Source organism: Arthrobacter sp. AD-310 (genome assembly GCF_054656615.1).
The window spans coordinates 58,180-82,987 of the sequence record NZ_BAAHNO010000005.1 but is presented as its reverse complement, the minus strand read 5'-3'; the positions used below and the strand labels follow the sequence as shown (position 1 = coordinate 82,987).

Annotated in this window: 26 protein-coding genes; 17 read left to right on the top strand and 9 right to left on the bottom strand. The window is 67.1% G+C overall.

All coding sequences use genetic code 11. The features are described from left to right. Positions 1 to 148 precede the first annotated feature (148 nt). The gene (locus ACYQ1Z_RS02955) at positions 149 to 1,999 is read left to right on the top strand and encodes a dynamin family protein (protein WP_459790983.1); all 1,851 of its coding nucleotides are present in this window, start codon (positions 149 to 151) and stop codon (positions 1,997 to 1,999) included. Beyond that, positions 1,996 to 3,495: a dynamin family protein gene (locus ACYQ1Z_RS02950; protein ID WP_459790964.1), complete on the top strand. Its 1,500-nt coding sequence runs from the start codon at positions 1,996 to 1,998 to the stop codon at positions 3,493 to 3,495. Before ACYQ1Z_RS02955 ends, ACYQ1Z_RS02950 begins: the two co-directional genes overlap by 4 nt. 75 nt (positions 3,496 to 3,570) lie before the next feature. Here the strand turns inward: ACYQ1Z_RS02950 and ACYQ1Z_RS02945 are convergent, their stop codons facing one another. Continuing rightward, positions 3,571 to 4,260: a hypothetical protein gene (locus ACYQ1Z_RS02945; protein ID WP_459790963.1), complete on the bottom strand. Its 690-nt coding sequence runs from the start codon at positions 4,258 to 4,260 to the stop codon at positions 3,571 to 3,573. Positions 4,261 to 4,265: 5 nt separating this feature from the next. Then, complete coding sequence (locus ACYQ1Z_RS02940) at positions 4,266 to 4,658, bottom strand: PLD nuclease N-terminal domain-containing protein (RefSeq protein ID WP_459790961.1); 393 nt, start codon at positions 4,656 to 4,658, stop codon at positions 4,266 to 4,268. A 62-nt stretch (positions 4,659 to 4,720) separates the two neighbouring features. On the opposite strand from ACYQ1Z_RS02940, the gene ACYQ1Z_RS02935 reads away from it, so the two are divergent. Further along, positions 4,721 to 5,035 (top strand): DUF4229 domain-containing protein, encoded by a 315-nt coding sequence (locus ACYQ1Z_RS02935; protein ID WP_459790959.1) that lies wholly within the window; start codon positions 4,721 to 4,723, stop codon positions 5,033 to 5,035. 52 nt (positions 5,036 to 5,087) lie between these two features. Here ACYQ1Z_RS02935 and ACYQ1Z_RS02930 read toward each other — a convergent pair whose 3' ends face one another. The 4 genes from ACYQ1Z_RS02930 to ACYQ1Z_RS02915 form a co-directional block, all read right to left on the bottom strand. Further along, the gene (locus ACYQ1Z_RS02930; protein WP_459790958.1) at positions 5,088 to 5,969 is read right to left on the bottom strand and encodes a 1,4-dihydroxy-2-naphthoate polyprenyltransferase; all 882 of its coding nucleotides are present in this window, start codon (positions 5,967 to 5,969) and stop codon (positions 5,088 to 5,090) included. 88 nt (positions 5,970 to 6,057) lie between these two features. Beyond that, positions 6,058 to 7,269 carry an AMP-binding protein gene (locus tag ACYQ1Z_RS02925; protein ID WP_459790956.1) on the bottom strand — a complete coding sequence of 404 codons (1,212 nt, stop codon included), beginning with the start codon at positions 7,267 to 7,269 and terminating at the stop codon, positions 6,058 to 6,060. A gap of 12 nt (positions 7,270 to 7,281) precedes the next feature. Further along, positions 7,282 to 8,235 carry a 1,4-dihydroxy-2-naphthoyl-CoA synthase gene (locus ACYQ1Z_RS02920; RefSeq protein WP_459790955.1) on the bottom strand — a complete coding sequence of 318 codons (954 nt, stop codon included), beginning with the start codon at positions 8,233 to 8,235 and terminating at the stop codon, positions 7,282 to 7,284. Between the two features lie 102 nt (positions 8,236 to 8,337). Then, the gene (locus tag ACYQ1Z_RS02915; protein WP_459790954.1) at positions 8,338 to 9,099 is read right to left on the bottom strand and encodes a CPBP family intramembrane glutamic endopeptidase; all 762 of its coding nucleotides are present in this window, start codon (positions 9,097 to 9,099) and stop codon (positions 8,338 to 8,340) included. Positions 9,100 to 9,240: 141 nt separating this feature from the next. Here ACYQ1Z_RS02915 and ACYQ1Z_RS02910 point away from each other — a divergent pair, with 141 nt between their 5' ends. The 7 genes from ACYQ1Z_RS02910 (at position 9,241) to ACYQ1Z_RS02880 (ending at position 16,165) form a co-directional block, all read left to right on the top strand. Beyond that, positions 9,241 to 10,218: a metal ABC transporter substrate-binding protein gene (locus ACYQ1Z_RS02910; protein WP_459790953.1), complete on the top strand. Its 978-nt coding sequence runs from the start codon at positions 9,241 to 9,243 to the stop codon at positions 10,216 to 10,218. Next, positions 10,215 to 11,003 (top strand): metal ABC transporter ATP-binding protein, encoded by a 789-nt coding sequence (locus ACYQ1Z_RS02905; RefSeq protein WP_459790951.1) that lies wholly within the window; start codon positions 10,215 to 10,217, stop codon positions 11,001 to 11,003. The genes ACYQ1Z_RS02910 and ACYQ1Z_RS02905 overlap by 4 nt, the downstream gene beginning before the upstream one ends. Further along, complete coding sequence (locus ACYQ1Z_RS02900; RefSeq protein WP_459790950.1) at positions 11,003 to 11,872, top strand: metal ABC transporter permease; 870 nt, start codon at positions 11,003 to 11,005, stop codon at positions 11,870 to 11,872. Before ACYQ1Z_RS02905 ends, ACYQ1Z_RS02900 begins: the two co-directional genes overlap by 1 nt. 103 nt (positions 11,873 to 11,975) lie before the next feature. Next, on the top strand, positions 11,976 to 12,323 hold the full coding sequence (locus ACYQ1Z_RS02895; RefSeq protein WP_459790948.1) for a molybdopterin oxidoreductase: 348 nt from the start codon (positions 11,976 to 11,978) through the stop codon (positions 12,321 to 12,323). After that, positions 12,323 to 13,312 (top strand): NAD(P)/FAD-dependent oxidoreductase, encoded by a 990-nt coding sequence (locus ACYQ1Z_RS02890; protein WP_459790947.1) that lies wholly within the window; start codon positions 12,323 to 12,325, stop codon positions 13,310 to 13,312. Before ACYQ1Z_RS02895 ends, ACYQ1Z_RS02890 begins: the two co-directional genes overlap by 1 nt. A gap of 174 nt (positions 13,313 to 13,486) precedes the next feature. Then, a complete protein-coding gene (locus tag ACYQ1Z_RS02885) occupies positions 13,487 to 14,947 on the top strand; it encodes an amino acid permease (RefSeq protein ID WP_459790946.1) in 1,461 nt (486 codons plus the stop codon). A gap of 147 nt (positions 14,948 to 15,094) precedes the next feature. Then, on the top strand, positions 15,095 to 16,165 hold the full coding sequence (locus ACYQ1Z_RS02880; protein WP_459790944.1) for a DNA polymerase IV: 1,071 nt from the start codon (positions 15,095 to 15,097) through the stop codon (positions 16,163 to 16,165). A gap of 118 nt (positions 16,166 to 16,283) precedes the next feature. On the opposite strand, the gene ACYQ1Z_RS02875 is transcribed toward ACYQ1Z_RS02880, so the two are convergent. Then, on the bottom strand, positions 16,284 to 16,460 hold the full coding sequence (locus ACYQ1Z_RS02875) for a CsbD family protein (protein WP_459790942.1): 177 nt from the start codon (positions 16,458 to 16,460) through the stop codon (positions 16,284 to 16,286). 125 nt (positions 16,461 to 16,585) lie between these two features. Here ACYQ1Z_RS02875 and ACYQ1Z_RS02870 point away from each other — a divergent pair, with 125 nt between their 5' ends. The 4 genes from ACYQ1Z_RS02870 (at position 16,586) to ACYQ1Z_RS02855 (ending at position 20,134) form a co-directional block, all read left to right on the top strand. Further along, entirely contained in the window at positions 16,586 to 17,044 is a 459-nt protein-coding gene (locus ACYQ1Z_RS02870) for an SRPBCC family protein (protein WP_459790941.1), read from the top strand. 179 nt (positions 17,045 to 17,223) lie between these two features. After that, a complete protein-coding gene (locus ACYQ1Z_RS02865; RefSeq protein ID WP_459790940.1) occupies positions 17,224 to 18,450 on the top strand; it encodes a thiolase family protein in 1,227 nt (408 codons plus the stop codon). After that, positions 18,450 to 19,265 carry an enoyl-CoA hydratase/isomerase family protein gene (locus ACYQ1Z_RS02860; protein WP_459790939.1) on the top strand — a complete coding sequence of 272 codons (816 nt, stop codon included), beginning with the start codon at positions 18,450 to 18,452 and terminating at the stop codon, positions 19,263 to 19,265. The genes ACYQ1Z_RS02865 and ACYQ1Z_RS02860 overlap by 1 nt, the downstream gene beginning before the upstream one ends. Then, positions 19,262 to 20,134: a 3-hydroxyacyl-CoA dehydrogenase family protein gene (locus ACYQ1Z_RS02855; protein WP_459790938.1), complete on the top strand. Its 873-nt coding sequence runs from the start codon at positions 19,262 to 19,264 to the stop codon at positions 20,132 to 20,134. The genes ACYQ1Z_RS02860 and ACYQ1Z_RS02855 overlap by 4 nt, the downstream gene beginning before the upstream one ends. A 34-nt stretch (positions 20,135 to 20,168) precedes the next feature. Here ACYQ1Z_RS02855 and ACYQ1Z_RS02850 read toward each other — a convergent pair whose 3' ends face one another. Further along, positions 20,169 to 20,402, bottom strand: a complete 234-nt coding sequence (locus ACYQ1Z_RS02850) for a DUF6480 family protein (RefSeq protein ID WP_009356646.1) — start codon at positions 20,400 to 20,402, stop codon at positions 20,169 to 20,171. A gap of 72 nt (positions 20,403 to 20,474) precedes the next feature. On the opposite strand from ACYQ1Z_RS02850, the gene ACYQ1Z_RS02845 reads away from it, so the two are divergent. Next, positions 20,475 to 21,083: a GNAT family N-acetyltransferase gene (locus ACYQ1Z_RS02845; protein ID WP_459790937.1), complete on the top strand. Its 609-nt coding sequence runs from the start codon at positions 20,475 to 20,477 to the stop codon at positions 21,081 to 21,083. A 7-nt stretch (positions 21,084 to 21,090) separates the two neighbouring features. Here ACYQ1Z_RS02845 and ACYQ1Z_RS02840 read toward each other — a convergent pair whose 3' ends face one another. After that, positions 21,091 to 21,990 (bottom strand): SGNH/GDSL hydrolase family protein, encoded by a 900-nt coding sequence (locus tag ACYQ1Z_RS02840; RefSeq protein ID WP_459790935.1) that lies wholly within the window; start codon positions 21,988 to 21,990, stop codon positions 21,091 to 21,093. A 180-nt stretch (positions 21,991 to 22,170) separates the two neighbouring features. Between ACYQ1Z_RS02840 and ACYQ1Z_RS02835 the strand changes: the two genes are divergently transcribed. After that, on the top strand, positions 22,171 to 22,869 hold the full coding sequence (locus ACYQ1Z_RS02835; RefSeq protein WP_459790934.1) for a tyrosine-protein phosphatase: 699 nt from the start codon (positions 22,171 to 22,173) through the stop codon (positions 22,867 to 22,869). Continuing rightward, positions 22,866 to 24,808 (top strand): S1 family peptidase (locus ACYQ1Z_RS02830; protein WP_459790933.1); only part of this gene is annotated, 1,943 nt, incomplete at its 3' end. The genes ACYQ1Z_RS02835 and ACYQ1Z_RS02830, both read left to right, overlap by 4 nt.

The following is a 24,808-nucleotide window of genomic DNA, read 5'->3' as shown; positions in this document are numbered from 1 at the left end:
ACAGGAAAGCCCGGCAGGAGGCCGCCGCCTCCTGCCGGGCTCTTCCCACACCAGATCGCAATGCACTTTCGGGGCTCAACGCAAAGGAAACGCTGTGGCAGAAGAAGGTCAGGCAAAACCGGCGCCGCCGGCAACAGCCGAGCAGCTCATGAAGCTGGTAGGACACGGACTCCAGCTGGTGAACACGGGGGACCGGGCTGACCTGCGCAAGCGCCTCGACCAGACCATGGCACGGCTCAAGGACCCCAGCATCCGGGTCATTGTGGTGGGGGAGTTCAAGCAAGGCAAAAGCAAGCTCATCAACGCACTGGTGAATGCGCCCGCCTGCCCTGTGGACGACGACATCGCCACCTCCGTTCCCACGGTTGTCCGTCACGGTGAGCAGGCTTCCGCCGCCATCCTGGTGCCAAAAGCTGATGCGGACGCCACGGATGAAGGCACCGTTGAACGCCAACCCATCGCCATCGCCGACCTGCCCGCCTACGTCTCGGAGCAGGGAAACCCCGGTAACAGCAAAAAGCTCGTGGCAGCCGAGGTCTACCTGCCGCGGAAGGTCCTGGCCGGCGGCCTCACCATCATCGATTCGCCCGGCGTCGGCGGCATGGGATCGTCCCACACCCTGACCACCCTCACGGCGCTGCCCACCGCAGATGCCATGCTCCTGGTCTCCGACGCGTCCCAGGAATACACCGAACCCGAGCTCCGCTTCCTCCGCCAGGCCATGAGGATCACCCCCAGCGTCGCGGGTGTCCTGTCCAAGACGGATCTGTATCCGGATTGGCGCCGCGTGGAGGAGGCGGACAGGGCCCACCTGGCCAAGGTGGCCCCGGACATTCCGTTGATCCCGGTTTCCTCGGACCTCCGCCTTGAGGCGTCACGGCTGCAGGACGCAGAACTGAACGCAGAATCCGGCTTTCCCGCCCTCATCTCGCACCTGCGCAACGGCATTGTGGGAAACGCGCAGCGTCTCCAGCGCCGCTCCGTCAGCCAGGACCTGCTGTCCGTCACGGAGAACCTGCGGCTCTCCCTGCGGACCGAGCTGGAGGCGCTTGAGGACCCCTCGGGTACGCCCCAAATGATCGCCCAGCTGGAGCTGGCCAAAGCCGAAGCCGATGACCTTCGGAAACGCTCCGCACGCTGGCAGATCACCCTGAACGACGGCATCAGCGACCTCATTGCGGACATGGAATACGACCTCCGGGACCGGCTCCGGCGCATCCAGCGGGAAGCGGAAAACGCCATCGACCAGGGGGACCCCGGCCCCACCTGGACGGAATTCACGAAGTGGCTCGAGGAGTGCGCGGCAGCCGCCATCTCGGACACGTTCGTGTGGACCAGTGAACGGGCCCAGTGGCTGGCAGCCCAGGTGGCTGAACACTTCGCCGCCGAAGAGGTGACCCTGCCGGTGATGCGGGTATCGGACACCGGTGACGCCCTGGACCCTGTGGATGCGATGCCCGGAATGGATGACGGCAGTATCAACCCGATGCAGAAGGTCCTGATCGGCATGCGCGGCTCCTACGGCGGTGTGCTGATGTTTGGCCTCCTGACCGGCATTTTCGGCATGGCGCTGATCAACCCGCTTTCCGTCGGCGCCGGCCTGCTGCTCGGCCGCAAGGCGTACCGGGAAGACAAGGAAGCGCGCCTGAAGCGCCGGCAGGGCGAAGCCAAGGCCCTGGTCCGCCGCCAGGTGGACGATGTCACCTTCCAGGTGGGCAAGCAGCTGAAGGACCGGCTGCGGTTGGTCCAGCGCTCCATCCGCGACCACTTCACCGAGATCGCCGACGAGCACCACCGGTCGCTTGCCGACTCTGTACAGGCGGCCCAGAAAAGCGCCACCACCTACGCCCTGCAAAAGGACGTCCGCATCAAGGACATCAAGGCCGAGCTCAAGAAGGTGGACGCACTGCACAGGGCCGCAGAAATAGTGGCCGCCGAAGTGGCGGCGGCTGCCGCAGCGTCCGGGCGCCGGAACTTATCCGCGGTGGGCGCAGGATGACTCACTCGACTGTTGCCGGAGCCGCTGGCCTGGTCCGGGACGCGCTCGAAGCCTACGCGGACGACCCGGCTGCCGCCGCGGTGCTCCAGGGCTATGCCCGCAGGCTCGCGGAGCCGCTCCGGATTGCCATCGCCGGAATGGTGAAGGCCGGCAAGTCAACGCTGCTGAACGCGATCATCGGCGAGGAGATAGCACCCACGGATACCGGAGAGTGCACGCGGATCGTCACGTGGTACCGGTACGGGCGCACGCCCCGCATCACCATGCACCCGAAGGACGGGGAACCGCGGTCCCTGCCGCTCAAGCGCGTGGACGGCAGGCTGGTGTTTGTGCTTGGCGGGGTTGCAGCCGAAGACGTGCAGCGGCTGGATGTGGAGTGGCCCGCGCCCATGCTGCAGCACATGACGCTGATCGACACCCCGGGCATCGCCTCGCTTTCGGAGGACGTTTCCGCCCGCTCCACCGATTTCCTGACCCCGGGCGACACCCCCTCGGAAGCCGACGCCATTATCTACCTGATGCGCCATATGCACGCATCCGACCTCCGGTTCCTGGAGTCCTTCCGTGATACCGAGGCAGGCCGGTCCGGGACCGTCAACGCCCTCGCGGTCCTGTCACGTGCGGACGAGGTAGGCGCGGGCCGCATCGACTCGATGCTCTCGGCCGGGGAGATCGCCGAGCGGTACCGGCGGGACCACAATCTGCGCAAGCTCGCCCTGGGGGTTGTCCCGGTGGCAGGGCTGCTGGCCCAAAGCGCACGGACCATGCGCCAGCAGGACTTTACGTCCCTTCAACTGCTGGCGGGCCTGGACCGGGCAGACCGCGAAAAGCTGCTGCTCTCGGCGGACAGGTTCCTGCGTTCGTCCAACCCTGAGGCTTTGCCGGCGGAGGCCCGGACGTCGCTGCTGTCCAGGTACGGGCTTTTTGGGATCCGGCTCGCTGTCGTCCTGATCCGGAACGGGTTCGACGAACCCACCCCGCTGGCCCACGAACTGGCCCGGCGCAGCGGGCTGGACCCGCTGCTTGACCTGCTCGCACGGCAGTTCCAGGCACGCGCCGAAGCGCTCAAGGCCCGCACGGCGCTGGTCGGCGTCGAGACGCTCCTGCGGTCCTCGCCCCGTGAAGGGCACGGGCAGCTGGCCGCTTCCCTGGAACGGCTGCAGGCCAATGCCCACGAATTCCGGGAACTGCGGCTCCTGGCGACGCTGCGCACCACGGGCGTGCCGCTCAGCCCGGAACTGGCCGCGGAGGCGGAAGGCCTGATTGGGGGCTGGGGGGCGGAGCCGCACGTGCGGCTCGGCCTCGATGTGGAGGCAACCGCCGATAACCTCTCGGACGAGGCCCGCCGCTTCCTGCTTCGGTGGCGTGCCATGGCCGAAAACCCCCTGACCGACCGCGGCGCCCTTGATGCCTGCCGGGTTGTAATCCGCAGCTGCGAGGGCGTGCTGGCGGAAGCGTCAGCACTTCAAAGGCAACGCCTCCGCCAGCCGGCGTAGGCCTTCAATCACCGGTGGGTGAGCCTCTTCGAACCCAGATAGAAGAGGCCCATCCACCGGTCAGCCCATCCACGGTCAGCTGGGACGGCTGGACTTCAGCCAGGCATTCGAGGCGGGCAGGAAGAACATCACCAGCCCGATGAGGGCCAGCAGCAGCTCGGCGCCCCAGAGCAGCAGGACATAGCTGCCGCCGTCGCCGTCGGGTACCAGGAAAGCCGTGGCCACCAGCATGACCAGGGCGTGGCCAATCAGCAGCGGAACGAGGGCCCACCTGGCCCAGCCCTGGCGGCCCATCACAACGCCCAGCATGGCCGCTTCAAGGACTGTCACCAGCAGCAGGGCACCGATGCTTCCCCAGAACACGATGCCCGTGGCGGTGGTGACGGCCTCGGCGTCGCCACCGGGGGCCATCTGTTCCACCACGCCGCGCAGCCGTTCCAGGTGACCGTCGCGGGTGAAGAATGAGCCCACGAGGACAGCGAGCCCGGCCAGGAAACTGGCAAGCCACAGGCTCCGGCCGTGACGGATGCTGCCCGGAGCGGGCGGGATGACGGCAATGGGAGCCGGGGCCGAGTACGAAAGGCCCGGCCGCGGGGGCGGTGCGTGCTGCGTCGGGGGAGGCGGCGCAGGCTGTCCGGCAAAGGGGACATCCGCGCGGGCGGGTTGCCCGCTGCCCGGGTGGGGCGAGACTGGCCCACCTGGCGGGGAGGCAGTTCCGGAAGGTACATTCCGCAGCTGGTCGTCGCCGTCAGGTGTGTGGGCCATGCGTCCTACTTCAGTCCGTCGGTATCGTGCTCGTCGGTCTCGTGCGTGCCCTTACCGCTGCCGTTGTCCTTCGCCTTGGCGTCGAGTTCGTCCTTCAGCTTTTTCAGCCGGGCGGCCTCGGCCTCGTTCCGGCGGCGCGCTTCGAGGTTGCGGAGGAAATCGGGGTCGTCGTCAGGTGCTGTGGGGTGGCGGTAGGACTGCTGCTGCGGGGACGTTCCGCGGGGCCGGCCGATCAGCAGCCAGAGGATGGCACCGAGGACCGGCAGGACGATCATGACCACGATCCAGGCAGGTTTGGAAATTCCGCGCGTGAGGCGGCCGTCGGTGCGGATTACGTCCACAAGGCCATACACAAAGATGACGAGGACTGCCACGGCCAAAGCCACACGGAGGAGCATGGCATTAAGTCTATCGTCCGCAGGCCCGCGGGGGCCCGGGCGGGAGACGGCTAAACTTGAATGTGGCCTTTTTGAAATATTCCCTGATCCGCCTGGCTCTGTTCGCTCCGCTGTTCGTGCTGTTTACGCTTCTTCAGCTGGGCGCCATCATGTCCGTGATCTGCGCGGCCGTGATCGCTTTCGCCCTCAGCTACCTGTTCTTCCAAAAGCAGCGGGACGAGGCAGCGGCGGCCCTGCAGCACCGCTTCTCCGGCAAGGCCAAGCCGCTGCGGTCAGCCGGTGAGGTCCAGGACGCCAACGCCGAGGACGCCCTGCTGGACGCCAACCCGGACATCACCATCAACAACGATGCCAAGGACCCCAAGCCCCGCCCCTGAAGAGGGAGCCCTGAAGAGGGAGCCCTGGAAAGGGAGGCCCTGGAAGTGAAGCCTAGAACCCGTGGCCCAGCACCAGCCCGAGTGAGAACAGCAGGCTGTACCCGAGGTTGATCAGGCCGGTCTGCTTCAGGACCGGAATAAGGCTCTTGCGCTTGCGGCCGTTGATCATCAGCCATGACGGCATCAGGCAGGCCGGAATCAGCAGCAGCACAATCAGCATCCACGGCCGTGCGGGGGCCAGGATAACCACCAGCAGGATGGCGACGGCGAGCATCAGTACGTAGCTCTCGCGGGCGTGTTTGTCGCCCAGCCGGACGGCCAGCGTCTTTTTGCCCACCTGCATGTCCGTGGGGATGTCACGCACGTTGTTTGCCATCAGCAGTGCGGTGGCGATCAGCCCGGTACCTATGGCACCGATGATCGCCGGCAGGTTGATCTGACCGGCCTGCGTGTAGGTGGTGCCGAGCGTGGCCACCAGGCCGAAGAACACGAACACGAACACGTCACCCAGGCCCATGTAGCCGTAGGGGTTCTTGCCGCCGGTGTAGCCCCAGGCAGCCAGGACGCAGCCCAGTCCCACCAGGATCAGCCACCAGCTCTGGGTGATGACCACCAGCACCAGCCCGAACACCATCGCGGCGGCGAAGGTGCCGAACGCGGCCCGCTTCACGTGCTCCGGCTTCGCAGCCCCCGAGCCCACGAGGCGCAGCGGACCCACGCGGTCGTCGTCGGTGCCGCGGATGCCGTCGGAGTAGTCGTTGGCGAAGTTCACGCCCACCTGGAGCAGGAGCGCCACCAGCGCGGCAAGGATGGCGTTGAACAAACGGAACGAATCCATTTCGTAGGCGGCGGCGGACCCGATCACTACCGGCGCGATGGCGGCCGGGAGCGTTCGGAGTCGGGCGCCTTGGATCCATTGTGCGGCTGTGGCCACGTTCAGTACCTCGTGTTGGTTTGGTGGGGCAGCGGGGCAGGGAGCACGCGTCCGCCGCAGTAGTGCAGGTCCACTCTACTTTCCCTGTCTACATTCCCCCGTGCAGGGCGCTGAGTTCGGCGGCCATGGCCAGGCGGTCCGGTTTGCCGTTGGGCAGCATCCGCAGGGCGGTGGCGGTGATGACGGTTTTGGGGGCAAGGACCCCCAGCGTCCGGCGCCATTCCTGTTCAAGGACGACGGCGGCGTCCCGGCTTCCGGCGGAACCGGCGGCTTCGTGGAGGGTGCCTTCGCCGGCCCCGGCTTCCGGTGCCAGCGCCACGTAGGCGGCCACGGCCTGGCCCCACTCCGCGGACGGAACCCCCGCGACGAAAGCCGCGGTGACGCCGTCGGACTTTTCCAGCTCTTCCTGCACGTGCGCGGCGGACACCTTGACCCCGCCGGTGATAATCACGTCGTCCGCCCGCCCCAGCACGGTGAGGCGGCCGTCGTCGTCAATGCTGCCGAGGTCGCTGGTGCGGTACCAGCGCACGCCGTCCTCCTCGAAGAAGGTGGCGGTCTCCTCATCCGGCGCCTCCAGGTAGCCGGCGGCGATCGTGTCACCGCCCAGCAGGATCCGCCCGTCCCCGTCCACGCGGACGGAGACGCCTTCCAGCGGGTAGCCGTTGTAGACGCAGCCGCCGGATGTCTCCGCTGAGCCGTAGGTGGTGACCACCCGGACCCCGGCCTCGGCGGCGGCAGCCAGGAGGGACGCCGGTGCCGGGGCGCCGCCCAGGAGGACGGCGTTGAAGCGGCGGAGCACGGCGAGGGTTTCGGGCGACGGGTTGTCCAGGAGCCGCTGCAGCTGGGTGGGGACCAGGGAGGTGAAGCGGATCCTGTCCGTCAGCTCGAGCGCCGCGGCCGTGAACGCCTCGGGCGTGAAGCCGCCGGACATGTCCATCACCCAGGGGCGGGTGCCGGCGAAGAGCGAGCGGACGAGCACCTGGATGCCGGCCACGTAGTGGACGGGCAGGGCCAGCAGCCACTGCCCTTCGCCCTTGAGCGCCAGAGCAGTGGCCATGGAGGACGCGGCCAGGGATTCGACCGTCAGGACGGTGGCCTTGGGGGTGCCGGTGGAACCGGAGGTGCGGACCACAGCCACGGCATCGTCACAGCCGGGCGTCTCCCGGTGTCCCACCACCAGCGCGCCGTCCGGGCCCAAGGAAAGTTCGACGGCGGGACCCTCGCCGTGGAGGGCGGCCGCGAGGGCCTTCAGGGCGGGCTCGATGTTGAAGGGCCCTCTGTCCGGGGTGGATTCACTCATTGCCGCGCCTCCTTAGAAGTAGTGCGGGAAGCTGGACCAGTCGGGGTCCCGTTTCTGCAGGAAGGCCTCCTTGCCCTCCACGGCCTCGTCCGTCATGTAAGCCAGCCGGGTCGCCTCGCCGGCGAACACCTGCTGGCCGGCCAGGCCGTCGTCGGCAAGGTTGAACGCGAACTTCAGCATCCGGATCGCCTGCGGGGACTGGCGGGCGATGTCCGCGGCGTACTCCAGGGCCACATCCTCGAGCCGTTCGTGGTCCACGGCCTCATTGACGGCACCCATCCGGACCATGTCCTCGGCGGAATATTCGCGGGCGAGGAAGAAGATTTCCCGGGCTGCCTTCTGCCCGATCTGGCGGGCCAGCAGCGCCGAACCGTAGCCGGCGTCGAAGCTGCCCACGGTGGCGTCGGTCTGCTTGAACTTGCCGTGCTGGCGCGAGGCGATGGTCAGGTCCGCCACCACGTGCAGCGAGTGCCCGCCGCCGGCTGCCCAGCCGTTGACGACGGCGATCACCACCTTGGGCATGGTCCGCATCAGGCGCTGGACTTCCAGGATGTGGAGCCGGCCGGCCCGGGCGGGGTCGATGGTTTCATGCGTCTCACCCTCGGCATACTTATAGCCGTCCCGGCCCCTGATCCGCTGGTCGCCACCTGAGCAGAACGAGTGGCCGCCGTCCTTGGGGGAGGGGCCGTTGCCGGTCAGCAGCACGGTGGCCACATCCGGGGTCATGCGGGCGTGGTCCATGGCGCGGTACAGCTCGTCGACGGTGCCGGGGCGGAAGGCGTTCCGCACCTCGGGCCGGTTGAAGGCGATCCGGACAGTCGGCAGGTCACGCACCCAGCCGCCGTCGGCATCCCGCTCCACCTGGCGGTGGTAGGTCATGTCCTGGAAGTCCTCGAACCCGGACACCACCCGCCAGCGGGTGGGATCGAAGACGTCGGACACCGGGGTGGGGATCTGGTTGCTCACCGTCCAAGTCTAGTAATCAGCCCCAGCCGATGCAGAACGCGGGGCCGCTTCCGGCCCGATAACCCCCGGTATCGGGCAGGAGGTGACCCCGCCCCGGGCGGATCAGGCCTGGACCTGCTGGAGTTGTTCGTACAGTTCGGGCGGGATGGCGTAGATGAAGACGACGGCGAGCAGGTTCTTGGCGGCATGGACAAAGTAGGAGAACATCAGGTTCTTCCCGGTCCAGACGTACACGAACACCAGGGTGGCGCCCATGGCGAGGTAGGGCAGCAGGGCGGTCAGGGTGATGGCCTCCTGGCCCACGATGTGCAGGGCGGCGAACAGGACCACTGACAGTGCGCAGCACACCCAGATGTTGACCCGCCGGCTGAGCTTGCCGATCAGCAGGTGGCGGAAGATGTACTCCTCGACGAACGGCCCGGCCACCACAATCACCGGCACCATCAGCCAGGCCGGTACCTGCTGCATGAGTTCCTGCAGCCCGGCCTGGTTGGCCGACGTCTGGACATCGCCGCCGGCGGCCACTACCAGGGCCGTGAGAATCATCATCGCGATTACAGCGGCGGGGATCATCAGTAGCGTGAACCAGGGCCGGGTGGCGAGGACGCGAAGGTCACGGGCCACCACCTTCCGCGCGGCCAGCAGCGCCAGGATGCCCACAGAGCCGTAGAAGAGCAGGTTCACGGCGTAGGAGGCGGCGGCCGGGCTCGGTGCCACCTGCCGCAGGAACGGTGCCAGGAGTTCACCGGCCACTGCGAAGAAACCGGCGATGGCCACGTACATCACCAGGGTGGTGGCATCCAGGGGAGAGAACCGGTACAGCTGCGGCTGCGGGGGTGGGGGCATGCGGTGGGCGGTAGCCATGGTTTCACCCTATCCCCCAACTAGGTAGCAGTAGTTGTCGTTATGAGGGCCCAAAACGACAACTACTGCTACCTAGTTGGGTGGGGGAGGGGAGGGGAGGGTGCGTTGCCGGGGGAACCCGCGTCCCGTAAAATGTTCGGTATGCCTAAATTTTCGTTTCGGTGCGCCAAAGTAGCCGCCCGGACCAGCGCCCCGAAGGTTCGTTTCCGTGCGTTGGCTGCTGCCGCCGTCGTGCTGTCCCTCCTGCTGACCGCCTGCGGAGGCGGTGCCGCTGGCAATGGTGCGGGCGGGGACGGCAAGAAGGTTGTGCTCACCACCTTCACGGTCCTGGCCGACGTCGCCAAGAACGTCGCGGGGGACAAGCTCACCGTCGAATCCATCACCAAGGCCGGGGCCGAGATCCACGGGTACGAACCAACACCCGGGGACATCCGGAAAGCCTCCAAGGCGGACCTCATCCTGGACAACGGTTTGAACCTGGAAGCCTGGTTCGCGCAGTTCGTCGAAGGGCTGGACGTACCGCACGCCGTGGTCAGCGAGGGCGTTGATCCCATGCCCATCAGCGAGGACGCATACCAGGGCAAACCGAACCCGCACGCCTGGATGTCCCCGCTAAACGTCCAGAAATACGTGGACAACATGGTGACGGCGTTCTCTGAACTCGACCCGGACAACGCCGAAACTTTCAGGGCCAACGGGGACGCCTACAAGGCCGAACTGCAGGCGGTGCAGGACCAGATGACCACCGAACTCGCCGGAGTCCCGGAAGCACAGCGTGCCCTGGTCACCTGCGAGGGCGCCTTCTCCTACCTGGCCCGCGACGCCGGCCTCAAGGAGCTGTACATCTGGGCCGTCAACGCCGAACAGCAGGCCACGCCACAGCAGATCACCCGCGCCATCGAGTACGTGAAAGCCAACAAGGTTCCGGCGGTCTTCTGCGAATCCACCGTGTCCGATGCCCCCATGCAGCAGGTGGTGTCCGCCACCGGCACCACGTTCGGCGGCACCCTGTACGTTGACTCGCTGTCCGAAGCGGACGGGCCCGTGCCCACGTACCTGGACCTGATCCGGCACGACGCCGATGTCATCACCAAGGCCCTCACCGGAGTAGGGTCATGACCACGCCCGCCATCCTCGTAGACAACGTCACGGTCCACTACGGCGAGGTCCTGGCGCTGGACGCCGCGTCCCTCAGCCTGGACCCGGCGCGGATCTGCGGGCTGGTGGGGATGAACGGGTCAGGCAAGTCCACGCTCTTCAAAGCGATCATGGGGATGATCAAGCCCGACGCCGGCACGGTCCGGATCCATGGACAGTCACCTTCGCGGACACGCAGGGAAGGCGGGATCGGCTACGTGCCGCAGAGCGAAGACGTCGACTGGCAGTTCCCGCTGTCCGTCCGCGACGTGGTGATGATGGGCCGGTACGGGCACCAGGGCTTCACCCGCCGCGCCTCCAAAGCCGACCGGGCCGCCGTTGACGAAGCGCTGGACCGGGTGGAACTCGGCGCCTACGCGGCACGGCAGATCGGCCAGCTCTCCGGCGGCCAGAAGAAGCGGGCGTTCGTGGCGCGCGGCATAGCCCAGGGCGCCACCACCATGCTCCTGGACGAACCATTCGCCGGCGTGGACAAGCGGTCCGAGGCCACCATCACCCGGCTGCTCCGCGAGCTTGCCTCGGACGGTTGCACCATCCTGGTGTCCACCCACGACCTGCACGCCCTGCCCGAACTGTGCGACGAAGCGGTCCTGCTGATGCACAAGGTCCTCATGCACGGTCCGCCCGCCCAGGTGCTGCAGCCCGAAAATCTGGCCATGGCGTTCGGCCTGGACGTGCTCAACCGCGGCCTTCCCGCCGACCCCGGCCACCGCGGACCTTCAGCCCGGAAGGAACGGACCGCCTGATGGAACTGCTCCTGGAACCCCTGACGTACGACTTCATGGTGCGCGCCATCGTCACCACCGCGCTCGCCGCCGTCGTCTGTGCCGTGCTGAGCTGCTGGCTCGTCCTCATCGGCTGGTCCCTCATGGGCGACGCCGTCTCCCACGCAGTGCTGCCCGGCGTCGTGCTGGCCTACATTGTGGGCGCACCGTTCGCGCTGGGGGCGCTGGCATTCGCGCTGATCGCGGTGACGCTGATCGGCGTCGTCCGCAACACCAGCCGGGTGAAGGAAGACGCCGCGATCGGCATCGTCTTCTCGTCCCTGTTCGCCCTGGGCCTGGTGCTGATCTCCGTCACGCCCAGCCAAACGGACCTGAACCACATCATCTTCGGCAACCTCCTGGGCGTCAGCGTCCCGGACCTCATCCAGGTCCTGGTGCTCGGCGTCGTGGCGTTCGCCATCCTGATCCTCAAACGCCGCGACCTCACCCTCTACGCCTTCGATCCGACACACGCGCACGCCATCGGACTGTCACCGCGGCGGCTCGGGGCCCTGCTGCTGGGACTGCTTGCCCTGACCTCCGTGGTGGCGCTGCAGACCGTGGGCGTGGTGCTGGTGGTGGCGATGCTGATCATTCCCGGCGCCACGGCCTACCTGCTGACCGATCGGTTCTCGCGGATGCTGGTCATCGCCCCCGCCATTTCGGCCCTGTGTTCCATTGCCGGCATCTACATCAGCTATTACCTGGACACGGCTTCGGGTGCCATGGTGGTGCTGACCCAGGGCGTGGTGTTCGGCGCTGTGTACCTCTTCAGCCCGCGGCAGGGCCTGATCGGCACCAGGCTGGCCAAGGCCCGGCGGAAGCGGGCTGCCTCGCTCGCTTCCGTGTGAGTTTTGCGTCGCAGGATCGTAACCGGGGAACCGGCTGGCTGAAACATCGGCGGCGGAGGATGGGCAGTGCATGCTGATGACCCGTCCGAAAGGATCCTGCCCGGTGCTGACCAAGAACCTCTTCCTCCAGGGCATCTACCCCTTCCACGGCGTCGGGATGGACAAGCTGTTCCCCATCCACAGCGAACTGTCGCATTATGTTCCGGACGGCGTGATCAACCAGACCCTCTACTTCCGGGGCGGCAACTCAAGCCCGGAACTCATTGCCGTTGTCCTGATGCGCAACGGCGTGCCCATGCGCTATTTCCCCATCGGCGCCAAAAGCGACGTGCACGTTCCGCTCCGGGTGGTGGAGGACATCGACGCCGGGTCCGCCATTGAGCTCTACCTCGCGGCGCCGGAGGGCGTCCGGGGCACGGTGGTGCTGGACCTGGGCATGGTGGAACACTGATGCACCCCGCTCCGGCGAATCCGCAGGCCGTCCGTCCGGCCACGCCTGCCCGTAAGCGGCTGGTGGTCATCGGCAACGGCATGTCCGGAACGCGCGCTGTGGAGGAGATCCTGGCCAGGGGCGGCGCCCGGCAGTTCAGCATCACGATGTTCGGCGACGAGCCTCACGGGAACTACAACCGCACCCTCCTTGGCAGCGTCCTGGCAGGGCGGGAGTCCGAGGCCGGAATCCTGCTCAACCCCCTGGCCTGGTACCGGGGCAACGGCATCACCCTGCACAGCGGGGTCAGGGTGGACAGGATCAACCGGTTTACCCGGCATGTCTTCTCCGGCGACGGCCGCGTCACCCCTTACGACAGCCTGATCATCGCCACCGGAAGCCGTCCTTACCTGCCGCTGCTGGACGGCCTGTACACACCCGGTGGCTCCCTGAAACGCGGGGTGTTCTGCTTCCGCACCCTCGCTGACACCCGCAAACTGGCCGCCTACTGCGAGGCAGGCACCACCCGGGCGGTAGTCATCACCAGCGGGCTGTCCGCCTACCATGCCGCTTTCGGTCAACACGTCGTGGAGGGGATGAGGCGCCGCGGCATCGACGTGGAGGTCCTGCACTCCACGGCGGCAGCCGTGCTGGGTAGGGACCAGGTGTCAGGAGCCCGGCTGCGGGACGGGTCGGAAATTGCCTGCGGCGTTGTGGTGGTCGCCGCCGGAATCCGCCCCAATGTGGACCTGGCTGTGCTCTGCGGGTTGCCTGTGGAACGCGGGCTGGTGGTGGACGACGCGATGCGGGTCCAGGACGAGGATGACGTCTACGCCCTGGGTGAGTGCGCCCAGCACCGGAGCGAGGTATCAAGCTCCCTCGCGGCGGTATGGCAGCAGGCAGGGATCCTGGCCGGCCACATCACCGGCACCGACACCAGGAGCGCATATCTGGGCCCCCATGGCCTGCACGGGTCGCCCGATCCCGCCCTCGAACCCCGGCCCGTGTAGTGCGCGTCACGTAGCACCCTCAGGAGTCTTGTAGGATAGACGAGCCGCGCGAAGCTTCGGCGCCACGAGAGATTTCGCTCACAATGAGTCCCCCGCAGGGCTGAACACCGAATTTTGTGAGCGAAATCGTCAGTGTTCCGGATGCGGCCAACCCCCAACCCACAAGGAACAGTTGTGCCTCAAAACACCCCAACAGATCTCCAGAACCCCACGGCAACATCAGCCGCCGTCGACTCCTCCCTCAGCGCCGAGGGCTACAGCAAGACCCTGGGCAGGCGCCACGTCACCATGATCGCCATGGGCGGCGCCATCGGCGTCGGCCTGTTCATGGGTGCCGGCGGGCGGCTCGCCTCCACCGGCCCCGCTCTGATCTTCTCCTACGCCATCGCCGGCGTTATCGCTTACCTGCTGATGCGGGCCCTGGGCGAACTCATCATGTACCGCCAGACCTCCGGCTCGTTCGTCAGCTACGCCGGCGAGATGTTCGGCAAGAAGGGCGCCTACCTCTCCGGCTGGATGTACTTCATCAACTGGGGCATGACCGGCATCGCCGAACTCATCGCCATCGGCCTGTACTTCCAGTTCTTCTTCCCCAACGTCCCGGTGGAAGCCTCGGCCATCGCCGCGCTGGCGCTCCTGGTGGCCGTCAACCTGCTCAGCGTCAAAGCCTTCGGCGAATTCGAGTTCTGGGCCTCCTGCCTCAAGGTGGGCGCCATCCTCATCTTCCTGGCCGTGGGCACCTTCATGGTGATCACCAATGCCCAGGTGGGTGACGGCAACGCCTCCGTGGCCAACCTCTTCGCGGCCGACGGCGGCTTGTTCCCCAAGGGCGCCCTGGTGATGGTCCTGGTCCTCAACGCGGTCATCTTCGCCTACAACGGCATCGAACTGGTGGGCATCACCGCGGGCGAGATGCAGAACCCGGAACGCGAAGTCCCCAAGGCGATCCGCGCCGTCGTCCTGCGCATCGTGGTGTTCTACGTCGGTTCCGTGACCCTGCTGGCCATGCTCCTGCCGTACGACCAGTACAAGGCCGGCACCTCCCCGTTCGTCACCGTCTTTGGCCAGATGGGCCTCGGCTGGGTGGGCGACGTGATGAACATGATCGTCATCACCGCCGCGCTCTCCTCCTGCAACTCCGGTTTGTACTCGATCGGCCGCGTGTTCCGCACCATGGCCAACAACGGCCACGCCCCGCAGTGGCTAACCAAGATGTCCAAGCGGCACGTCCCGTACGCCGCCATCCTGGGCATCGCCGCGTTCTACCTGGTGGGCATCCTGCTGAACATCTGGCTGGGCGGCTCGCACGCCTTCGACCTCGCTCTGAACACGGCGTCCATCGGTGTGATCTTCTGCTGGGGCTCCATCTTCGCCAGCCAGATCGTCCTGCGCCACCGCAAGGGCGTCACCTCCAGCCTGCCGATGCCCGGCTCGCCGTGGACCAGCTGGGCCGGCCTGCTCGGCCTGCTCGCCATCACGGTGCTGATCGGTTTCGACACCATGACCAGCAAGACCGGTGAGGTGTTCTACCTGGGCCTGTGGACCCTGGCCACCATCCCCTTCTTCGCCGTGGTCCTGTGGCTGGGCTGGCAAAAGGTCAAGCACAACGAGCCCAAGACCGAGCTCTACAGCTGAACCATTCCGTCCCACCGGCAGCACGCCGGGGACGCTGGAATGCTGCGGGGACGCTGTTCCGGTTCAGCGTCCCCGCACTGTTCCAGCGATTACGACGGCGGGCGGCCGGGGTGGTGCCCGGCGCCCGGCCGGGGCAGACTGGGGGCTGTGAGCGAACCCTGGGTGCTGCACGTCGACCTTGACCAGTTCATCGCTGCCGTCGAGGTGCTCCGGCGGCCGGAACTGGCAGGCAAGCCCGTGATTGTCGGCGGCCGCGGCGATCCCACCGAACGGGCTGTGGTGTCCACCGCGTCCTACGAGGCCCGGAAGTACGGCGTCGGCTCCGGTATGCCGCTGCGGATCGCCGCGCGGAAAGTGCCGGACGCAATCATCCTTCCCGTGGACCACGAGGCGTACCTCGAGGCATCGGACAAGGTCATGTCCGTACTGCGCGCGCAGCCGGGCGCCACCGTGCAGGTGCTCGGCTGGGACGAAGCGTTCGTCGGCGTCCAAACCCGGGACCCCGAGGCCTACGCACGGCAACTCCAGCAGGCGGTCCTGCAGGAAACCCGGCTGCATTGCAGCGTTGGCATTGGCGACACCCTGGTCCGGGCCAAAGTTGCCACGACGTTCGGCAAACCGGCCGGAGTCTTCCAGCTCACCGGGGAGAACTGGCTGGACGTCATGGGGCACCGGCCCACCGTTGAGCTCTGGGGCGTGGGAAGCAAGGTTTCGAAGCGACTGGAGAAGCTTGGCATCACGACCGTTGCCGGGCTGGCGGCGTCCGACCCGGCCGACCTGGTTCCGGAGTTCGGCCCGAAAATGGGTCCCTGGTATGCGCAGCTCGGACGTGGCGACGGGGCCCGGGAAGTGGATGACACTCCCTGGGTGGCGCGCGGGCACAGCCGGGAAACCACCTTCCAGCGTGACCTTACCGAACCGGGGCAGGTGAACGACGCCGTCCGGGAGCTTGCCGCCCATGTGCTTGAGGATGTTGCTGCCGAGGGGCGTCCGGTGATCGGGCTGACGCTGAAGGTACGGTACGCGCCCTTCATCACCAAAACCTATGCGCGCAAAATTCCGGAGACGTCAGACCCGGACGAAGTACTGGCGCATGCCCTTGGCCTAGTGGCGAAGATCGAACCGGACCGGGCCATCCGGCTGCTGGGGCTCCGGGCGGAAATGACGATGCCCGACGACTCCCGGCAGGGGCACACACCCACCCGAAGCGGCTGGTGACGGCGAGCCAGCCCGGGGACCTTAGCTGGAACAGCAGAACGGCGGCGGATCCCGGAAGGATCCGCCGCCGTTTCAGGCTGTCGCAGCACGCCGTTCGCTACGGCTGCGCCAGCAAGGACTAGTCGCGCTTGAACTCGTCCTTGACGCTTTCGCCAACCTTCTTGGCGTCCGCCTTGACCTGGTCCGTCTGGCCTTCGGCCTTCAGGCGGTCGTTGTCAGTAGCGTTGCCGGCAGCTTCCTTGGCCTTGCCGCCGAGGTCTTCTGCAGCATTACTGATCTTGTCTCCGAGGCCCATGATGGACTCCTTTCGTTTCGTCGATCACCTGACACCCCCACCCTAACACGAAGCATGCTTACTAATTCAAGCTGCCCTCTCCCGCCGCGCTGTTGATTGTCGGCGCCCGCGGCTAGGCTCAATCCATGGAGCAGGCAACCACCCTTACCCAGCACATCTCGGCGCCCCCGGAAAAGGTGTGGTCCGTGATCACCGACATCCCGGGCTCGGCGGCAACGTTGTCCGGAGTGGAAGCGGTGCAACTCCTCACCGACGGGCCCTACGCGCAAGGGACCCGCTGGAAGGAAACACGCAAGATGCTGGGGCGTTCAGAGACGGTGGAAATGTGGGTGGACAGCGTGGATGCGCCGCGCAGCACCACCGTCAAGGCGGTGCAGGGAGGCGTTGACTACACGACGCGCTTCTCCCTCGCGCCGCGGAACGGCGGCACCGACCTCACGCTGACCTTCGGAGCCCACGTCGTCAAGCCCACCGCTGCCACCCGGATCATGATGGCGTTGTTCGGGAAGATGGGCCTGGCTGCGACCCGCAAGGCTCTTGCAAAGGATCTCGCCGAGATCGCCGCCAAGGCCGAATCCCTCTAGCCCCAGAGTTTCTGTCCTGATATGCCGACTTCCGGGTCGCCGAACTCTGCATGCCTGGACGAAAACTCTTAAGGTACGCAACGGAAGCCCGGCCGTGTACTATTTACAGAACGAACGGTCGGTAAGTGAACTGCCGGCTGCCGATAAACAGTGCTGTTAATCGCGTGAAGGGTGTTTCCATGGCTGCAACCGCAGGGCCGCAGGCTTTCCTCGTTGGCGGGGTACGAACCCCGGTCGGAAGGTATGGCGGCGCGCTGTCCTCCGTCCGGCCGGACGACCTCGCCGCACTGGTGCTCCGGGAAACAGTGCACCGTGCCGGCCTCCACCCGGACAGCATCGACGAGGTCATCCTGGGCAACGCAAACGGCGCCGGGGAAGAAAACCGCAACGTGGCCCGGATGGCCACCCTCCTGGCCGGGTTGCCGCTCCATATCCCCGGCATCACGGTCAACCGGCTCTGCGCCTCCGGCCTGAGCGCCATCATCCAGGCCAGCCACATGATCAAGGCCGGCGCCGCGGACATCGTCATCGCAGGCGGCGTGGAATCCATGAGCCGGGCCCCCTGGGTCCAGGAGAAGCCGAGCACTGCCTTCGCCAAACCGGGCCAGATCTTCGACACCTCCATCGGCTGGCGCTTCACCAACCCCCACTTCCAGCATGGTGCACGGTCCCGGGACGGCAAGATGACCTACTCCATGCCGGAAACCGCGGAAGAAGTGGCCCGCGTGGACAACATTTCCCGCGAGGACGCTGACGCTTTTGCCGTCCGCTCGCACGAACGCTCCCTTGCCGCGATTGCAGCGGGCCGGTTCAAGGACGAGATCGTCCCCGTCACGGTCAAATCCCGAAAAGCCGAGACCGTGGTGGACACCGACGAAGGTCCCCGGCCCGGCACCACCCTGGAGGTCCTCGCCAACCTGAAGCCCGTGACGCACGGCGGGACGGTGGTCACCGCCGGCAATTCCTCGTCCCTTAACGACGGCGCCTCCGCAATCATCGTCGCGTCCGAGGCAGCGATTGAACGCCTTGGCCTGACCCCGCGGGCCCGTATCATCGACGGCGCCTCCGCCGGCTGCGAGCCGGAGATCATGGGTATCGGGCCGGTGCCCGCGACCCAGAAAGTCCTTAAGCGGAGCGGCCTCAGCGTCGGTGACCTGTCCGCCGTCGAACTTAACGAAGCCTTCGCCACGCAATCCCTCGCCTGCATCCGCCGGCTTGGGCTTGAACCGGACATCGTCAATAACGACGGCGGCGCGATCGCGCTGGGGCACCCGCTGGGTTCCAGCGGGGCCAGGATCGCCATTACGCTGCTCGGCCGGATGGAGCGTGAGGACGCCAAGGTGGGCCTCGCCACCATGTGCATCGGCGTGGGCCAGGGCACCGCGATGCTGCTGGAGAAAGTCTGATGGCGGCCGCCGTGGACCTGGCGGCCGAGAAGTTCCACGCCCTCCTGGTGGAGGAGCGCGGCGACCGGGTTGTTGTGCTGCTCAACCGGCCCGAGGTTCGCAACGCAATCGACCAACAGATGGTGGACGAACTGCACACCGTCTGTGCCGCCCTGGAACAGAACCCGAAGGTCCTGATCATTGCCGGGGTGAACGGTGTGTTTGCGTCCGGGGCTGACATCGCCCAGCTGCGTGAGCGGCGCCGGGACGACGCGCTGCAGGGCATCAACTCCACAATATTTGTCCGGATCGCCAAGCTGCCCATGCCCGTCATCGCGGCTTTGGACGGCTACTGCCTGGGTGGCGGGGCCGAGCTCGCGTACGCCGCCGACTTCCGGATCGGCACGCCGAACGTCCGGATCGGCAACCCGGAAACCGGGCTGGGAATCCTCGCCGCGGCCGGGGCAAGCTGGCGGCTGAAGGAACTCGTGGGGGAGCCGGTGGCCAAGCAGATCCTGCTGGCCGGCAAAGTGCTCGGCGCGGAGGAGGCCCTGGCGGTCAACCTCATCACCGAGATCCACGACCCCGCCGCGCTTCTGGACGCCGCGCACGGCCTCGCCGACCGGATCGGCCGGCAGGACCCGCTGGCGCTCCGGATCACCAAGTCGGTGTTCCACGCCCCGGCGGAGGCGCACCCGCTGATCGACCAGCTCGCCCAGGGCATCCTGTTCGAATCAGAGGCCAAATTCGACCGCATGCAGAAATTCCTGGACAGGAACGCCGCCAAAAAGGCGGGCGGACATGCCAGCAGTGTGACCGGAAAGAAGGACCAATGAACAACCCGCAACCAGCACCCGGGCTGCCCGCGAAGATGGGTGTCCTCGGCGGCGGCCGCATGGGTGCCGGCATCGCCCACGCTTTCCTCATCAAGGGTGCCGACGTGCTGGTGGTCGAGCGGGACGACCAGTCAGCCGAAGCGGCCCGTGAGCGCGTGGAGTCAGCGGCAGCGAAAAGCATTGAGCGGGGGGCTACGGACGCCAACCTCGACGAGATGGTTTCCCGCCTGACGGTGGGCGTCGATTACGACGCATTCGCGGACCGGCAGTTGGTGGTGGAGGCCGTCCCGGAGGATTGGGAATTGAAAGTCACCGCCCTTCGAGGCATCGAGGAACGGCTGGCCGACGACGCATACCTTGCGTCCAACACCTCATCGCTGTCCATCAACGGCCTGGCCGGGGAGCTGAAGCGGCCGGAGAACTTCCTGGGCCTGCACTTCTTCAACCCCGTGCCGGCATCCACCCTCATCGAAGTGGTGCTGGGCGAACAAACGTCCCCCGGGCTCGCTGCCGCCGCAAAGGGGTGGGTGGAGGCACTCGGGAAGACCGCCGTCGTGGTCAACGACGCGCCCGGCTTCGCGTCCTCCCGCCTGGGCGTGGCCATTGCCCTGGAAGCGATGCGCATGGTGGAGGAGGGCGTTGCCACCGCGGAAGACATCGATAACGCCATGGTCCTGGGGTACAAGCACCCCACAGGTCCGCTCAGGACCACGGATATTGTGGGCCTCGATGTGCGGCTGGGCATAGCGGAGTACCTGCACTCCACGCTGGGGGAGCGCTTCGCGCCGCCGCAGATCCTGAAGGACAAGGTTGCCCGCGGCGAACTGGGACGCAAGACCGGCAAGGGCTTTTTCGACTGGCCGAGCTAACGACTCGCCGAGCTAAGGGCGGCGCCTTCGGGGGCTAGTCGAAGAACCCGACGATGTAGCCAATGAAGTAGAGCAGCGACAACAGGACCACGATCCCGATGATCGCGATCCATAGGAACTGCGTGCTCTTGCGAGTCCCGTGCTCGTCGTGGCCCTGGGGGCCGGCGGTGGAGGCTTCGCCCGGCGGCGTTTCCCCAGGCGGAACGCCGCCACCCGGCTCCAGGCCTGTGATCTTGTCGTCCTCCGGGTCCGGGTTGGTTCCTGACACGTCAACTCCCTTGCTTGGGTCCTGGTGCTGTCCAGCGTAACCGGCACCCGCGGCGGGGCCTAGGCTGGTGCAGTGACTTTCCTAGAGCCCCTTACCCTGACCGGACGCCATGTAATCCTCGAGCCCCTGGCGGAGGAGCACCACGACGGCCTGGTGGAGGCGGCCCGGGACGGCGAACTGTGGAAGCTCTGGTACACCTCCGTGCCTGAGCCGGGCGGCATGGCGGCCGAAATCCGGCGCCGCCTCCGGCTTCAGGATGAGGGGTCCATGGTGCCGTTCACCACGCGACTGATCGATCCCGCGACGGGCGGTCCGGGCAGGATCATCGGCATGACCACCTACATGAATATCGACGCCGGCACGCCCCGTGTCGAGATCGGCTCCACCTGGAACGCCGCTTCCGTTCAGGGGACCGGTACCAACCCCGACTCCAAGCTCCTGCTCCTTCGCCACGCGTTCGAGGTGATCGGCTGCCCGGCCGTGGAGTTCCGGACGCACTGGCTGAACCACCAGTCACGCGAGGCTATCGCCCGGTTGGGTGCGAAGCAGGACGGGGTGCTGCGCAGCCACTCCCGGACCCGGGACGGCATCCTGCGCGACACCGTGGTGTTCTCGATCCTTGAGCACGAATGGCCGATGGTCCGCGCCGGGCTGGAGCATAGGCTGGCCCGGCGCGGGTAGGTGATGCTTACGGGCGGGCGAGAACTCCCGGCCTGGCTGCTGCCAGCAATGCCGCAGCATAGGCGCGGTGGCCATCAGGGGTGGGATGGAAGTTATAGTCCGCCGCGAAGTTTGCCAGGTCCAGCTGTAACCACGGATCAGACGAATTCACTTCGTGCCCGGCGAACCGCTTCGTCACATCGACATACTGGACTCCTGCAAGAGCGGCGGCCTCCGCGATAGCCGCGTTTACGGTCAACGTGGCTTCATTCATGAGCACCTGGTTTGCCACCGGAATGGGTGCAAATTGGCTTGCCGGGTCGAAGAGCAGCGGGTAACCCAGAACTACGACCTTAGCGTTCGGGGCGGCCGCCTGGATGGCGTCGTACGTCTGGATCAGGCTGCTCTTCAGGAAAGTAAGAGCGGCCTGGGACGTCGCCGCGGAGACCGTCGCCCGACAAGTGGCCTCATCGGCAAACGCACAAACACCCAAGACATAAGCAAAACCGAGATCATTGGCTCCTGCTGTAATGGACACCAGTTCCGTATCAGTCGAGAGGGCCCCGGACCCCGCAAGCAGCGCCAGTTGTTCCTGAACTGTAGGGGTATACAGGACGGGATCATACGTGGGGCTGGCTGTTGACAATACTGCACCGTGACACGCAGCGTTCCCTGTCAAATTCACGCTGCCGACTTTTGCTGCCAGGTCAACGTAACCGCCGGGGTTTTGCCAGCAGTCGACACCCGCCGGCCGCTCCGCTCCACCAGCACCTGTTCCCGCAGTGTACGAATCACCCAAGGCAACGTAATCAACGTCCCGCGGCGGAGCGGCGCCCGCCGGCGCGGCCGTGAATCCCAGCGTCAGGGCGAGCGCGGCGAGGCCGGCCGCGAAAGCCGGGTACCGCCGTCGTAATCCTGTAGTTCCCATCGCAGTTCTCCTTCGAACATCGCCCGCGGGCACAGAGCATGTACAGGTACCGTACGCCCGCGCGCAGCGCGGCTCACCGTGCCGCTGTACTCATATTCGCTGCATGGCTACCTGTCTTGTGACGTGCGCCCTGCCAGCGCCTTGTGGTTAGCTGTGCGGATGAGGAAAGCGGGCGGGTCCATGGACTGGGATGGTGCTGTCAACGCTTGGCACGTGGCCGGCGGCGTGTACCGGATGGGGCGGCGGGAATGGCTGACGGAGGAGGGCTGGCAGCAGGCGTTCGACGACGGCGTCCGCACCGTCGTCGACCTTCGCAACGCCGCAGAAGCGCGCCGCCGGGACACCGACCCTGTGGTGTCGGGGGCCGCCTGGCAAGGCATGGCCATCGTGTCGGCGCCCACCGAAGAACCCGGCCATCCGCACTTCACGGCCCTCACCGGCCCCTACCTGAACGACCCCGCCCACTACGCCGACAACGCCAGGATCTTCCCCGGGAAGCTCGTCGGGGTCTTCCGGGCGCTCGCCGAAGCGGCGGACCGCGGCGGCGTGGTGCTGCACTGCGCAGCCGGCCGTGACCGCAGCGGGATGGTGGCCGCCATGGTCCAGGACCTGGCCGGCGACACCGACCAGGACATTGCCGAGGGCTACCGCCGCGCCGCCGAGGGCATCAATGAGCGCTACCGGACCCACGGCCCGCCGCATGACCGCGAACGCTACTTGGCCGACGCCGAACTGGCGCCGTTGCTGCAAAAGCGCGGCGGCGCCGTTGTGGAGTTCGTCCGCGCCCTGGACACCCGCACCTACCTCCTGCGCCACGGCCTGCACCCCGCCGAGCTGGACGCCGTGCTGTCCCTGTGCGGCGCGGGAGTGGCCCGATGACGGCACCCGCCCTGGGCCGGCTGCTGTCGCTGGGCGCGGCCGCCGGTCTAGTGGCGGCCTCCGCCTTTGCCGCGGCCCCGGCGTGGGGGACTTCGGACCCGGCAGCGGACCCGCCGTCCGGTACCACCGCTGGCAATACCTTCGACACCGGCACGCACCTTTCCGAGGTTGCGCTGGCTGAGGCCGTGCAGCGCGACCTCGGCCTGACCTCGGAGCAGTTCGCTGCGGCAGGGGAGCTTGGCACAAGGGCAGCGGCCGCTGCTTCCCGGCTGCGCGGCGTTCCCGGCTTTGTGGGGATCCGGCTCGAAAGCGGGCAGATCGTGGTGACCGGTTCCGGTGACGAGCTGCTGGAGAAGGTCGCCGCCCTCACTGCCGTTGTCCCGGAGCTGGCTGTGGAAGCGCCGCCAGCCGTCCGACAGGAAGCCGCCGGGGACGTTGCCGGGGGGTCCGCTGCAGGTTCCAGGCTGGCCGTCAGTACGGAGCAGCTGTTCCAGGCCTATGTGCGCCAGGTGGGTACCGATGGCCTGCAGGCTGTGGTGGCCGCAGACGGAAAATTCGTGATCAAGACCGGCGGTGTCAACGCACCCGAATCCACGGCCGACGCCGGGGCGCCCGCCGGGGGACACGATCCCGCCGCCGCCACGGGCAAGGTTTCACCGGCGGAGTTCGTGGCCCGGTACGCCAACGTGGAGCTCGACGGCGGCGCGCACCTTGCGCCCGAGGCCGACGTACCCGGGGGAGTGGGCTACATCGCGGACACCGGGTGGGTCTGCTCCACAGGGTTTTCCGCGTTCGACCCCGCCGGTGTGCCCGCTGTCCTCTCTGCCGGGCACTGCGCGTCGGATGGTGCGGCGCTCACGGCAACACGGGAGTTCCAGTTCAACCGCTTGGATGTGTTGGGACAGTTCGGGTTCAGCCAGTTCGGCGGGCCCGGCAACTCCCGCATCATCGAGGACCCACTGGATCCCGAGTACGTGGGCAACGTGGGGACGGACATCTCCGTCATTGAATCCCTGAATCCTGGCCTTGATCCCGTTCCGGCGGCAAGTACCTGGGGTGACCAGTCCCAGCCTGGGCCCGACGTGAAAATCGTGGGGTCGGCCGACCCTGTGGTGGGGATGCCCATCTGCCGGTCGGGACGTACCTCTGCCTGGTCCTGCGGGACCGTTGACGCGGTGGGCATCTTCGTTGTCCCCGGCCCGGGCTACGCGTCCGACCCCACCGACCTGCGCGCCTTCAACGGCTTCCTGTCCTACGCCGTCCAGTCCAGCGGCGGAGACTCCGGAGGCCCCTACCTGAGCGGCAACTATGCGGTGGGAACCCACGCCGCGGGTGATGTCCCGGATGCTTCCGGCAAGCCGGTCCAGAACTTCGCCGTGGGCGCCAGCCTTCGGGACAGCCTCGCCGTCCTGCCCGGCTACCAGCTGGAACTGTTCCTCAACAAGCCCACCGTCACGGCCCCAGCGCCGGGCGGCACCTACGAACCGGGCCAGCCGGTGACAGGCACCGTTCAGGCTGCGCCCGCCTCGGCCGTTGCCGCCGGTTCCATGGTCCGGATCACGCTTGAGGGGGAGGAACCCTTTGAGGTGCCGGTGGACGGCGCGGGGAACTGGAGCTTCACCCCGCCTGGCCACGGTTCCGGGGCGCTGAGTTTCACGGCGGAAACCGTGAACGGGTTCAGCGTCTCAGGTACGGGCAGTTTCGAATTCCCTCCCGTCCCGACGGAACCGCCCGCACCGCCCGCCACCGGACCGGAGCCCGGGGATCCGGGGCGTGCAGATCCCGGCCCTTCAGGCCCCGGCCCGGCCGAAACGGAGCCAGGCCAGCCCCAGCCTGTACCCACGGAGCCTGTGTCCAGCGGCCCGGCCCCGGCTGACCCTGCCCCCGCCGCACCTGCGGCGCCGTCCGACGGGGGCGCCGCCGTCGTGCCTTCCCCGGC